At 62.2% G+C, this 12,532-nt stretch carries 11 protein-coding genes and 1 pseudogene; 10 read left to right on the top strand and 2 right to left on the bottom strand.

The genetic code is table 11. The features are described 5' to 3' along the window. The first annotated feature begins 12 nt into the window (after window positions 1-12). The 6 genes from BN1233_RS08115 to BN1233_RS08090 all read left to right on the top strand — a co-directional run bounded on the left by BN1233_RS08115 (window position 13) and on the right by BN1233_RS08090 (window position 6,020). Window positions 13-477, top strand: coding sequence for a hypothetical protein (locus BN1233_RS08115; protein WP_046862958.1), 465 nt, complete (start codon window positions 13-15; stop codon window positions 475-477). A gap of 138 nt (window positions 478-615) precedes the next feature. Further along, a complete protein-coding gene (locus BN1233_RS08110; protein WP_046862957.1) occupies window positions 616-1,611 on the top strand; it encodes a peptidoglycan-binding domain-containing protein in 996 nt (331 codons plus the stop codon). Window positions 1,612-1,645: 34 nt separating this feature from the next. Continuing rightward, the gene (locus BN1233_RS08105; RefSeq protein ID WP_046862956.1) at window positions 1,646-2,023 is read left to right on the top strand and encodes a hypothetical protein; all 378 of its coding nucleotides are present in this window, start codon (window positions 1,646-1,648) and stop codon (window positions 2,021-2,023) included. Window positions 2,024-2,318: 295 nt separating this feature from the next. After that, complete coding sequence (locus tag BN1233_RS08100; RefSeq protein WP_048709568.1) at window positions 2,319-4,943, top strand: caspase family protein; 2,625 nt, start codon at window positions 2,319-2,321, stop codon at window positions 4,941-4,943. 211 nt (window positions 4,944-5,154) lie between these two features. After that, a complete protein-coding gene (locus tag BN1233_RS48255) occupies window positions 5,155-5,403 on the top strand; it encodes a hypothetical protein (protein WP_187144260.1) in 249 nt (82 codons plus the stop codon). A 167-nt stretch (window positions 5,404-5,570) separates the two neighbouring features. Further along, complete coding sequence (locus tag BN1233_RS08090) at window positions 5,571-6,020, top strand: BA14K family protein (protein WP_046862954.1); 450 nt, start codon at window positions 5,571-5,573, stop codon at window positions 6,018-6,020. An 85-nt stretch (window positions 6,021-6,105) separates the two neighbouring features. On the opposite strand, the gene BN1233_RS08085 is transcribed toward BN1233_RS08090, so the two are convergent. Next, window positions 6,106-6,729, bottom strand: coding sequence for a TetR/AcrR family transcriptional regulator (locus tag BN1233_RS08085; protein WP_046862953.1), 624 nt, complete (start codon window positions 6,727-6,729; stop codon window positions 6,106-6,108). 101 nt (window positions 6,730-6,830) lie between these two features. On the opposite strand from BN1233_RS08085, the gene BN1233_RS08080 reads away from it, so the two are divergent. The 4 genes from BN1233_RS08080 to BN1233_RS08065 all read left to right on the top strand — a co-directional run bounded on the left by BN1233_RS08080 (window position 6,831) and on the right by BN1233_RS08065 (window position 11,889). Beyond that, entirely contained in the window at window positions 6,831-7,532 is a 702-nt protein-coding gene (locus tag BN1233_RS08080) for a PspA/IM30 family protein (protein WP_046862952.1), read from the top strand. Window positions 7,533-7,576: 44 nt separating this feature from the next. After that, on the top strand, window positions 7,577-7,855 hold the full coding sequence (locus BN1233_RS08075; RefSeq protein ID WP_046862951.1) for a YiaA/YiaB family inner membrane protein: 279 nt from the start codon (window positions 7,577-7,579) through the stop codon (window positions 7,853-7,855). A gap of 129 nt (window positions 7,856-7,984) precedes the next feature. Then, window positions 7,985-11,398, top strand: coding sequence for an acyl-[ACP]--phospholipid O-acyltransferase (locus BN1233_RS08070; RefSeq protein WP_046862950.1), 3,414 nt, complete (start codon window positions 7,985-7,987; stop codon window positions 11,396-11,398). Between the two features lie 158 nt (window positions 11,399-11,556). Then, window positions 11,557-11,889, top strand: coding sequence for a BA14K family protein (locus BN1233_RS08065; RefSeq protein ID WP_052763732.1), 333 nt, complete (start codon window positions 11,557-11,559; stop codon window positions 11,887-11,889). Between the two features lie 418 nt (window positions 11,890-12,307). On the opposite strand, the pseudogene BN1233_RS08060 reads toward BN1233_RS08065, so the two are convergent. Next, a pseudogene (locus BN1233_RS08060) lies at window positions 12,308-12,532 on the bottom strand (serine--glyoxylate aminotransferase); the annotation flags it as partial.

The raw sequence follows: 12,532 nt of genomic DNA, 5'->3' as shown, positions 1-12,532 counted from the left end.
CGGAGGGGATCCATGATGCTCAATCAGGCTGTACTCGCTTCCATGGCCATTTCGGTCTGGAAGCGAGGCGGCCTCGATACCCTCGTCAAGGTTCTGCCGATCGGGATGAAGCCGGACCCGAGTCGCCCGGTCGGATACTGCACGACATTGAAATACATCGTGGGGCGCACCCCCGCCGAGATGGAGCAGGTCGTGGGGTTTGCTCCGGGCAGCAAGCTCGTGGGCGGCGCCGATGTCTTCGTCGTCCAGCCCCTCCCGGATGCATCCCAGTTCGAATTGAAGGGCTATTCGCAATGTCCCGGAGGCCTCGCCACCGATGCAGCCGGATATGTCTCGCACCCGCTCTACCCGCCGGGCCTCGGCGCCCCCCAATGGGACCTAAAAGGCGTCTCGCAATCGCACCTCGTCCAGATCGGGTCCGTTCAGGCGGGGCTCACGTTCGCGTTCGAAGCACGGAGATTGCCACCGGTACCTTGAGTGCCGAAACACGGCTGTTCTGTGTCACAATTCCTTCGTTAGGCACTGTATCCACGCATCTATTGTTCGGCAGGCAAGCCATATCTTTGCGCGTCGAAGGGCCTCCACGAGAGGCATCTTGTACACAGGAGGAACGTCGTGGTTCAGATCTCGGGGTCTGTGGGAGTAGGCGGGCAGAACCGTCGTGAGGACGTACTGGTCGTGCAGGCGCTGATTAATGCCAAGCTACCCTTCCCCTTGAAGCCTCTCGACGTCGATGGCGTTTGCGGTGATCTCACCAAATTCGCGATCACGGAGTACCAACGGCGCAATCTGAGCAGCCTAGGGATGACGCGGCCGGACGGTCGTGTTGACCCGGGAGGCGCAACCTTCCAGTCTCTGAGCAACGGCGCCAGTATCGCTCCATCTCCGATACCGCCGCCAGCGCCAGTTCCTCCGAACACCACTCCTCATGTGACCGCAAGCGATGTTTCGCGTCCACCCAAAATGCGGGAAGTGGCGTGGAGATACCTGCTCGCTTTCACGCGGAAGCACGAAGGTGCAGTCTTTCACATGTATAACAATCGAGTTGCGACGAGTTCGAAGCAGGATGTTACCTGCGGGGTTGGATTTCTCATCGATCCAAGATCTGCGGCTACCCAGGCCTGGCTCAAAGTCATGTTCCAAGATCCGAGCACCAAACAGGCACCGACAGATGCGCAAATGCTCGCCGATTGGGATGCGGCTGCAGCTCTGTCCCGAACCGGCAACAACTTAGGTGAATATGCCAAAGTATGCAGACTGCGGATGATCCCGGAACGCGTCTATGAGCAGATGGCTTTGATCCTGCGCGATCAAAAGCTACCGGCATTGCTCACCCATCCCGCGTGTGGCGCGTCATATAGCGATTTCGAGAACTTTCCTGCAGCAGCCCAGGTTTTCAGCCTGAGCTTCGCCTATGGCCGGATTCCGATCGACTTCCCGAAGATGAATGCTGCAGTCAAAGCTGGGCGGTGGGCTGAAGCAGCCGATCAGTGCCATGTGACCGGCATGTCTCCAGCGAAAAATAAGGCACATCGTGAATTGCTGCTGCTTGCTCAAAATGTAGTAGATCGGCGAGGAAATTTTGATGAGCTGCCAGCTAACATCCTATGAGAGTATCAGACCACGATAGCAGGAGTAGGGATCGATGAAGCTCATTGCTAGATTCCTCGTGGCGACGATCTCTATATCGCATGCCAATGCTGATAGCGTGGACACAACCTGGGTAGGCCAATTCAAACCAATCAGCAAAGCATGTGAGGGCATGTCTCTGAGAATCAGCCGTTCGAGCGTCGACTTTGGCCGTGGCTGCGAGAGGCTGCTCTTCCGAACTCTGGTCAACGAAAGCTCCGAACTGACCGTTACGACAGAGAGCCGACGTGGCTGCAATTGGTCAGGATGGATCTTCACCTTGAAACGGAATGACGTGTTTAGAATGCGGGATGTCGACGTGTTCGGCTTTGAGAACGGCGACGCGTATCAGGCTGGACAACCTGCATTCGAGTGCACCTATTTGAAGCGTTAAGAACGGATCGATGCTGAGCTAATTAATCGCTCAACTCCGTCAGGAACGCCTGCGAGCTCACCGCCCTCCTTAAGAGGACCTTCAGGCGGGTACATGTTGCCGTCCCAATCAGGCGGTTACGACGCTATTTACTCTCATCTGGAGTGAATGCACCTACTGCCTCCAGAGCGGATATGCAGCCACCCATGGCATTTCCTCGAAATCGTAGACGCTCTTACGAGTTGCACGTGCGCAGCCGCACTTGACAGAATTTAGGTTTGCTTGTTCTTCTGAATACATTCGAAACATAGCAGGTATGCTCGCTGTGTGGATCGGATCGGTCAGCGCGCGGCGTCATCGCTTCCCTCTCTTTGCAAAGAGTGGGGCCGCCCTCCGACGGTATGAAAAAGCCGCGGTCACTACTCTGCTCATCAGTCTTGCAATTCTCCTCTCGACAGCCGCGGGCTTAGCGGCGGAGCGCCGCGTCGCCCTCGTCTTGGGCAATTCCGAGTATTCAGCGCTTCCGGAACTCAGGAATCCAACCAACGATATCGCGGAGGTCACGAAAGTGCTCCGTCGCGCCGGGTTCGAGGTCATCTCAGCGGCCGATCAGGATCGCCTCGGAATCGAAGCCATGATCGAGCGGTTCTTCCGCTCCCTGGGCGGCGCCGATATCAGCCTGTTCTACTATTCCGGCCATGCCATTCAGCTCGCGGGATCGAATTACATCGTTCCGACGGACGCGAAGCTCGCATCGCCGTACGACATCGAGATTCAGACAATCAATATCGACACGATTCTGTCTCAGATGCGCATCAAGAGCAGGATGCAGTTCGTGTTTCTCGATGCGTGCCGAGACAACCCGTTCAGGTCCCAGCGCTTCTGGATTGCCGACCGTCTTCAGCGCGTCGACAATGCAAAGGGACTTGCGCAGATCCGCCCTGGCTTGGGCACCCTGATCTCCTTTTCGACCGAGCCCGGCAGTGTGGCATTCGACGGGAAAGGAGCACTCAGCCCCTTCACGGATGCATTCGTCAGTCGGGCCCTCACTCCCAACCGCGAAATCAGAGTGCTGCTCACGGATGTGCGGCGCGACGTCATCGAGGCAACGGGCGGGCGGCAGATCCCTTGGGAGAACTCGTCCCTGACAGAACCATTCTTCCTGATGGATCGAAAGCTGCCACCGCTCGTGGCATCGATGCATCATGTCACCGTCCCGGAGAACGGTTCCACTCGCTTCGGTCTTCCGGAGCCGCAGGTCTTCGACGACGCTGCCCTGCAGGTTACGTTCGATCTGCTACCAGATATGGGTCGGCTCCTACTGGATGGCCGACCCGTGGAATCGGCCCGGCGCTATCCTGCGACCGCCTTGAATTCAGCCGTGTTCGACGCGGCGGGCGTCCCCGAAGGCTCCGTCGGACTTGTGGGTTATACCGTTCGTGACTCTTACGGTCAGAGCGCACGAGGTGTCGTCGCTCTCACAGTCCAGAGTGCCTCCGAAAGAACGCGGTCCGGACAGACGCTGGTAGCGGGCCCGCCGACCCTCGACCTTCGAAGCGAGATGGACGAGTTCGCGACCTCGCTCCAGCGCACGATCCATCCTGTGATCGGCGTGGGTCCCGTGTCGCTCGAGCTTCAGCCCTTCAAGCCGGCGGATCAGCAATCCGCGCCCAATCTGATGATCTCGTCCGTCCCATCGAAAGGGATCCTCAGAATGGGAGAGCGCACGGTTCTCCCCGGCGCTCGCATCAGCGCAGCTGAGATCGGCACGATGACCTACGAGCCCCAGGTCGGCTCCCAGGGCCAGACCTTCGCGGTCGAAGCGAGCCTGGGCGATTCCGGCCATAAGGTCACCATGCGGATCGAGCCAAAGCTTCACGAGTGCGATGTCACTGCAGCCGAGCCACTGGATCTCGATGGTGTTGCCCCCGGCGTTCTCCCGAACGAGATCGATGCGTCCAGAGCCATGGCGGCGTGCACCGAAGCCTCGAGGACATACCCGAACGTTGCACGGTTCCTCTTTCAGCTCGGACGGGCGCAACTCGCGGCCCGTGACATCGATGCGGCCTGGAACAGTTTCGAGGAAAGTGCCGCACGGCACCACAGGCGCGCCCTTCACCAGCTCGGCTACATGTACGCCGTTGGTGCAGGTCGGCCGATCGATCGCTCGAAGGCAAACGACTATTACAAGCAGAACGCCAATCTCGGAGATCCGTACGGAATCTACAACTACGGCCGCGCCGTCTTCTATGGTCGCGGGATGGAGCCCAATGTCACCGAGGGACTCGAGCTGATGCTGCGAGCGGCCGAGATGGGTCACACCTATGCCATGAATGAGCTCGGGGCGATTTTCCTCTACGGCCGCAACATCGGACAAGACCAGGCCCGGGCCATCGAGTTCTACAAGGCCGGCTTGGCGCGCAACGACATCTATTCGATGAATAATCTCGGCCTTGCCTATCTCGAAGGCAAAGGCGTTCGAAAGGATTTCAAGCGGGCGCGCGAACTCTTCTCGGCGGCAACGCAAGGCGGTCACCCGGCGGCTCCCAGCAATCTCGGGCGGATGTATCGCGACGGGATCTCGGTTCGAAAGAATGAAGCGGAGGCCGCACGCTGGTTCGAGAAATCCGCTGAGCGCGGAGACGCCTGGGGCGCCTTCTGGCGCGGCGAGCTCGCCGCGCAGGGCAAGTCCGCACGCGATCTCTCGACTGCTGCGCAATTCATGTCGCTTGCGATCGCACTGGACCGGACAGGAACGAACACGTCCTGGAAGGAGAGGCTTGCCGGCCTGCCGCTTGCGGCAAAGCGGCAGGCCGCGCGTGACCTCTCTCGCGAGCTGTCAAGTGAACGTGTTCCGCGTGATGCCGATCTGGACTCCGAACTGGTCCAGATCGCGCGCGCGGCTTGGCAGAAACGAAATCCGAGGGTCGATCTCTTTTAAGAGGAGCTAACGATGGTCGTGAACCACTTGAAGTTCGTTTTCGCAGGATCACTTTGCATCTGTACCGCGTCGCTCGTCGGCGGCTGCGTGCCTGCCCAAGGGCCAGGGGCATTCAGCGCACAGCCTTATGCCGCCCCGGCCCCTGCCAGCATGTATCAGCCGCCTGCCGTGTATGCGCCTTCGCCGATGTATTCCCCCATGGGTGACTTCGGTGGCGGGCGCAGTTCGGGTGGCGGAGGCTCCCGGGGCGGTGGTGGTGGCGGCGGAGGCGGCTCAGCATCGTCCGGCGGCGGTGGAGGCGGCGGCGGCCCGTCCGGCGGGTCAAGAGGAGGCGGTGGCGGCCCAAGCGGTGGAGGCGGTGGGGGCGGCTGGGGCGGCTGACGCTTCCGATCGCCTCATCGGATTTTCCTCCGACACGCTCCGCGCCCACGGCGGGAGCAGCCGAGCCTGGTTGCGCTAGAACTCTGCTGCTGCCGCCGTGCATTCTTCTCCGCGGCTCGGAACCGCTGCTCAGGTTTCAAGTGCTATTTCGGTCACAGCGCCCGGAGTTCGGCACGCCGTCCCGACGTGTCTTGGAACAGTAGCGGTAGCAAAACGTTCGCCTTCCGTGCTGACGGAAGGAGAAGAATGATGCAAAAGACCATGATTGCCACTGCAACCATGGCAGCTTTCGGGGCCGCTCTATTTGCTTCGGCTCCGGCACAGGCTGAGAATACCCGAATCGCCGAGGCGATTGCCAAGATGCAAGACTCCAATCCACTCACAACCTATGCGCAATACCGCTATCGGCACGGCTATTACGGTCGGCCGGCCTACCGCGGCCGCTACTACGGGCGCCCCTATCATGGCCGTTACTACCACCGTGACCACGGCTCCGCGGCAGCAGCCGGCATCGCGGGACTTGCTGCCGGCGCGTTGATCGGCGGAGCTATAGCCTCACAGCAGGCACAGGCTGCACCGACCTATGTGGTGCCGAACCAGAGCGCTCATGCCTATTGCTCGCAGCGCTTCCGCTCCTATGACCCGGCAAGCGGGACCTATCTGGGCTACGACGGCAACCGTCATCCCTGCCCGTGAGCAACAGAGGTTGCGATCACGAAGGGGAGAGCATCAGCTCTCCCCTTTTGTTTGTGCGGACCGCCTCGTTGGCCGCACGGTGTTCTCAGCCGTCTTTCAACCCGTGTGCAGTGGCCGAGACCAGAAGCTCGAGCTGCCGCTGGAGCTTCGGAAGCGGAACGCTGGTGAGCTTTTCCTCGAGGCCCAGGCTGACGATCCCATGCACCGCCGAGAACAGGGAGCGGGCCAGGAGAGAGCGATCCTCGTCCGGGAGATTGGTCTGCAGGGCGCGGAGTGGCTCCTCGACATAGGAAAACAGTCGCATCTGCTCGGCCCGATGCCAGTCGGGAACGGGGCGGCCGTCCGCCATGCGGTGTGCGAACAGGGCCTGCCACCGGTGCCGGTTTTGTGCGGCGAACCCGAGATATCCGTTCGCGAGCGCGACGAGGCGTTGTGTGGCTGCACCAGGCTCTTCGACGGACCCGGCCTTGGGTCCGATTCCCCCTGATTCCATCAGGTGTTTGTCAAGCAACGCCAGAGTACGCGAATTGACGGAGAGGATCAGCGTGTCGAGGTCCGGAAATACGGTGTAGATCGCACCAAGCGCACAGCCGACCTCCCGGGCCAGGTCGCGCGCCTTGAGGCTCCCGAGCCCCGACTCGGCAATGACGCGCTCCGCCGCATCGACCAGCGCTTCCCGGAGCCTCCGGCGGCGTTCATCCGTACTCATGCGACGACCCTCCTGGCCAGCACACATTTTTCTCTTGAACATCGTTCATAGCTCTGTCATAACTCTCTCGTGAACGATGTTCACGCGCCAGGGAGAACGCCATGTTCAAGTTTCTCGTAACCCTCGCTCGCGGCACTGTTGCGGCCGCCGAGGAGGAAGCTATCGATCGGCACGCACTCCTGCTCCTCGACCAACAGATGCGGGATGCAACGGCTGCTGTCGAGCGTAGTCGAAAGGCCCTCGGCCTCGCGATCGCTCAGGATCAGGCAGAGGCGAAGCGCCTCGACGATACGCTGACCCGAATCAATGATCTCGAGACCCGGGCCGTTGCGGCCCTGAAAGGCGACCGTGAGGACCTCGCCACCGAGGCCGCCGAAGCCATTGCCGGGCTCGAGGCCGAGCGGGATGCCATTCGAAGCGCAAGAGCAGCCTTCGGGACCGAGATCGCGAGCCTGAAATGTGCCGTCTCCCGAGCAACGGCGCGCCTGCAGGACCTGGAGCGCGGCCGCCGGATCGCGAGAGCAGCCGAGGCCGTGCGCCGCCTCAGGGCAGATCTTCCAAGGCATGGTGTGGCCGATCAAGGCGCCCTGGCGGAAGCCGAAAAGACGCTGAAACGCCTGCGTGAAAAGCAGGCCGAAGAGGCAGCAGCCGAGGCGGCGCTCGAATCCCTCGATCCAGAAACCGGGGCCGACGGCATCTCGGAGCGCCTGGAGGCCGCGGGCTTCGGACCTCGCACACGGCCGACCGCGGCTGATGTCCTCAATCGCCTCAGGCAGAAAAGCGCCGATCAAACATCCGCCTGAGAACCTCACCCGAAACCCCTCCTTGAACCGGAAGGACAATTCTCATGAACCCGCAAGCCACACCCCATTCGCAGTCGTGGGTCACATTCACCTATGCCTCGTTCTTGACATCCCTTGCGATGGTCGTTGCCGGCATCCTCTTCATGCCTCTCGATACCTGGATCAAAGGCTACTTCGCCATGGGTATCGTCATGCTGGTGCAGTCCTGCATTACCGTGACGAAGACCGTTCGCGACGTGCACGAGGGCCGCAGGCTGATGAACCGCATCGAAGACGCAAAGACGGAGCGCCTGCTCATGGGGATCGAGCAGAGCCGGGACTGACCATGCTCGAGCGCCGAAACGGAACCTTTACCGCAATAGCAACCCGGCGCAGGCTTCAGCTGATCTTTCAGGGTCACCACCTATTCTGGCACTGGCCCGCCGAAGCCTGCCCACACCGAGACTCATCCGATGTTCCCGAAGCTCATGTCGTCCCGGCGCTTTGCGCCCCTCTTCTGGTGCCAGTTCTTCTCGGCCTTCAATGACAATTTCCTGAAGAACGCCCTCGTCTTCCTGATCCTCTTCAAGATCGGCGGATCCGATGCGGAGGCGCTGGTGACCCTAGCTGGGGCGGTGTTCATCGCGCCGTTCTTTCTGCTGTCCGGCCTCGGAGGCGAACTCGCCGATCGCTTCGATAAGGCTCTCGTCGCCCGGCGGCTGAAGCTCGCCGAGATCGCCGCCGCCAGCCTTGCGGTACTGGGCTTTGCGCTTCACTCGCTGCCGATCCTGTTCGCGGCCCTCTTCGCCTTCGGCACCATTTCCGCGCTCTTCGGGCCCATCAAATACGGAATTCTCCCCGATCACCTCGCGCGGGAGGAACTGCCGGCGGGCAATGCACTCGTCGAAGCGGCAACCTTTCTGGCTATTCTTCTCGGAACGATCGTCGGCGGCTACGCGGCACGCGAGGGCGGTGACCCCGCCTCGTTCGGCGCCCTCGTCATCGGGCTCGCGATGCTGTGCTGGGGCGCAGCCCTCATGATCCCGAAGACCGGCGAGGCCGCGCCAGAGCTCCGCGTCGATCCGAATGTCCTCCGCTCTACCCGCACGCTGCTGCAGGATCTGTGGGGTGATGCGAGGCTATGGCGCGGCGGCGTGATCGTCTCCTGGTTCTGGCTCGTCGGCGCGGTCATGCTGTCGCTGCTGCCGCCTCTCGTAAAGAATTCGCTCGGCGGCACCGAAGAGGTCGTGACAGCCCTCCTCGCCGTGTTTTCCGTCGGGATTGCTGTCGGCTCCGGGCTCGCCTCCTGGTTTGCGAGCGGGCGCATCGTGCTCCTGCCGACGCCCATCGCAGCACTGCTCATGGGCGGTTTCGGTCTCGACCTCGCTTTCGCGATCTCGAGTGCAATGCCCGCAGCGAGCCCGATCGGCGCTCAGGAATTCCTCGCAACGGCGAAAGGCCTGCGCGTCGCGATCGACCTCGGCATGCTCGCCGTTGCCGGCGGCCTCTTCATCGTGCCGGCCTTCGCGGCAATCCAGGCCTGGTCGGGAGCGGAACGGCGCGCGCGGGTCGTCGCCGGCGTGAATGTCCTCTCCGCGGCCTTCATGGTCGGCGGTGGCATTACGGTCGCTGCTCTGCAGACCGCGGGCGTTTCCCTCGCCCTTCTGATCGGGGGCTTGGCATGCCTCAACATCGTGGCCGGCCTAGTCATCCTGCGCACACTTCCGACGAGCCCCTTCCGCGATCTGCTCTCGATCCTCTTCCGCGCCTTCTATCGCCTGGAGGTGAAGGGCCTCGAAAACCTCGCGAAGGCCGGCCCGAATGCGATCATCGCGCTCAACCACGTGAGCTTTCTCGATGGCGCGCTCGCGATGTCGCTCCTCGAGCAGGAGCCCGTCTTCGCGATCGACCACGGCATCGCCCAACGGTGGTGGGTCAGGCCCTTCCTGAAGATCACCCGTGCCATGCCGCTCGATCCGACGCGACCGATGGCGACGCGCACGCTCATCAACGCCGTGAGGAACGGAGAATCCCTGATCATCTTCCCGGAGGGACGCCTGACCGTCACGGGCAGCCTGATGAAGGTGTACGACGGCGCCGGGCTGATCGCCGACAAATCCGAGGCGATGGTCGTGCCCGTGCGCATCGAGGGGCTCGAAAAGACATTCTTCTCGCGGCTCACGCGCAGCCAGGTTCGGCGTGCTTGGTGGCCAAAAGTCACGGTCACGATCCTCGAGCCCGTGAAGCTCTCCGTCGATCCCGAGTTGAAGGGCAAGAGGCGCCGCCAGGCGGCAGGCGCGGCGCTCTACCAGATCATGTCGGACCTCGTCTTCCGCACGACATCCACGGACCGCACCGTCTTCGAGGCCGTCGCCACGGCCGCGGCGGAGCACGGCAAGCGCCGCATCGCGGTCGAGGATCCTGTCACCGGCGCCCTCACCTACCGGAAACTCCTGATCGGAGCGAACGTGCTCGGGCGCAAGCTGATGCCGCTCGCGGATGAGGGGAGAGCGCTGGGTGTGATGCTGCCGAATGCCAACGGCGCGGCCGTCACGTTGCTCGGCCTCATGTCCGCCGGGCGGGTCCCCGCGATGATCAACTTCACGGCCGGCGCGACCAATATCCTCGCGGCCTGCCGCGCCGCAGAGATCACGACGATCGTTACGTCGCGCGGCTTCGTCGAGAAAGCGAAACTCGATAACCTGGTGAGCGCCCTGAGCGCAGACGTGCGGTTCGTCTATCTCGAGGATGTGCGTGCCGACGTCGGCACACTCGACAAGGTCCGGGCGCTCCTCTCGTCCGGCAAGCCGATCGTAAAGCGTGGGGCGAACGACCCGGCCGCGATTCTCTTCACGTCCGGCAGCGAGGGCGTGCCGAAGGGTGTCGTTCTCTCGCACGCCAATATGCTCGCGAATGCGGCGCAAGCGGCAGCGCGCATCGATTTCGGCCGCACCGACAAGGTCTTCAACGTCCTGCCGGTCTTCCATTCCTTCGGGCTCACCGTCGGGCTCGTCCTGCCGCTCGTGTCCGGCGTACCAGTCTATCTCTATCCGTCTCCCCTGCACTACCGGATCGTTCCGGAACTCGTATACGGCGTGAATGCGACGATCCTGTTCGGGACCGATACATTCCTAGCCGGATATGCCCGAGCAGCACACGCCTACGACTTCCGGTCGCTACGCTACATCCTCGCCGGCGCCGAGCCCGTGAAGGAATCGACACGCCGGACCTACATGGAGAAGTTCGGCATTCGCATTCTCGAAGGGTATGGCGTCACCGAGACGGCGCCGGTCCTTGCCATCAATACGCCGATGTTCAACCGCTTCGGCACGGTCGGCCGCCTGATGCCCGGCATGGAGGCGAAGCTCGAACCCGTGCCGGGAGTCGAGAACGGAGGGCGCCTCTTCGTGCGCGGACCGAACGTGATGCTCGGTTATCTGCGCGCCGAGAATCCCGGCGTCCTGGAGCCGCCCGCGGAAGGCTGGCACGATACCGGGGACATTGTCTCGATCGATCCCGAGGGCTTCATCTCGATCAAGGGTCGCGCAAAGCGCTTCGCGAAGATCGGCGGCGAAATGATTTCGCTTGCTGCCGTGGAGGCCCTCGCCGCCGAACTCTGGCCGGATGCGCTTTCGGCCGTCGCGTCCCTGCCGGATCAGCGCAAGGGCGAGCGGCTGGTGCTCGTGACCGAGAAGGCGCAAGCGACGCGCGCCGCTTTCCAGACTTTCGCGAAAGGCAAGGGAGCATCCGACCTGATGATTCCGGCGGAACTCATCGTGGTCGATAAGGTCCCCGTGCTCGGGTCGGGAAAGATTGATTTCGCCGGCGTCACTCGTCTCGTGCGTGAGCGTGCAACTCAGGCCGCACCGGTCATCGCTGCGGAGTAAGGTTGATCGTGCTGCATTACGAAGTGCGAGACAGCTGGCCGATGGAGGGGGCCGTTGCCCGGCGCCATCCAATATGCGAAACACGCCGCGCAACAAACGCGCAACAAAGTCCCGGTAATTGGCCATTCGGGACAAACTGAACTCCACGGGGGCTGACCATGAAGAAGATCATTGTCGCGTGTCTTGCCGCAACCACGTTTCTCGGAGCGGCTGTCACCGAGGCCGAAGCCGGCTATCGCGGTCGCTACTACGGCCCTTACTATCGTCATCACCATCATGATTATGGCGGTGCCCTCGCAGCAGGCGTGGTTGGCCTCGCGGCCGGTGCGATGATCGCCGGAGCCATGGCGAACCAGCCGCCGGCTCCCCCGCCTCCGGCCACCATGAGCCCGAGCCTCGCTGCCTATTGCGCGCGCAAATACCGGTCGTTCGATCCTTTGACCGGGACGTATCTCGCACACACCGGAGAGCGGATCGTCTGCACGTACTGAGACGGCGACGCCGCCGTCATTTACAACTCTCACTCGGCTGTGAATACAGCTGAGTGAGGAAATGACGGCGCCATATGTGCAGACATAACTTCACTGATGCCGCATAGTTCTGGATTGCTTCGCCTTCGGATCGCGATGACGGAAGTGCGTCCAGCGTCACTCCGTTTCCGGCGGTGCTCTTCGCGTCCTCATACCCTCTTCGTCATTGCAAACACAGTGAAGCAATCCAGGAGCGCATCGGGCGACGGGTAGATTGCTTCGCCTGCGGCTCGCAATCACGGCAGTGCGGTGGGATGGGCAGTGCATCACGCCTACGGCTTGCCACGTCGACAGTGGCAGCGGGAAGTCTTCTGACTTCCATTTCCAGCAACTCGCGAGATCCACCTCGTCGGGCGAACCTCGCGAGTTGAGACTTCTCTTACTCAGCCGCGTCTTGGAGGGGTCTTGTGTTTCCGGAGAGGTAGGCCATGGCGGCGTCGACGCCGCCGGGCCGGTGCGGGATGCCGCAGACGGAGAGCCCCATCTCGATGCCGGTCAGCGTGCCCGTGACCATCAGCTCGTGAAAATCCCCGAGATGCCCGATCCGGAACACCCGGTCGGCGAGTTGCCCGAGCCCGCTGCCGAGGCTCATGTTCGAGCGCCT

This window comes from Microvirga massiliensis (assembly GCF_001006805.1).
Taxonomy (GTDB): Bacteria; Pseudomonadota; Alphaproteobacteria; order Rhizobiales; family Beijerinckiaceae; genus Microvirga; species Microvirga massiliensis.
This window is presented reverse-complemented; position numbering and strand designations above follow the sequence as displayed.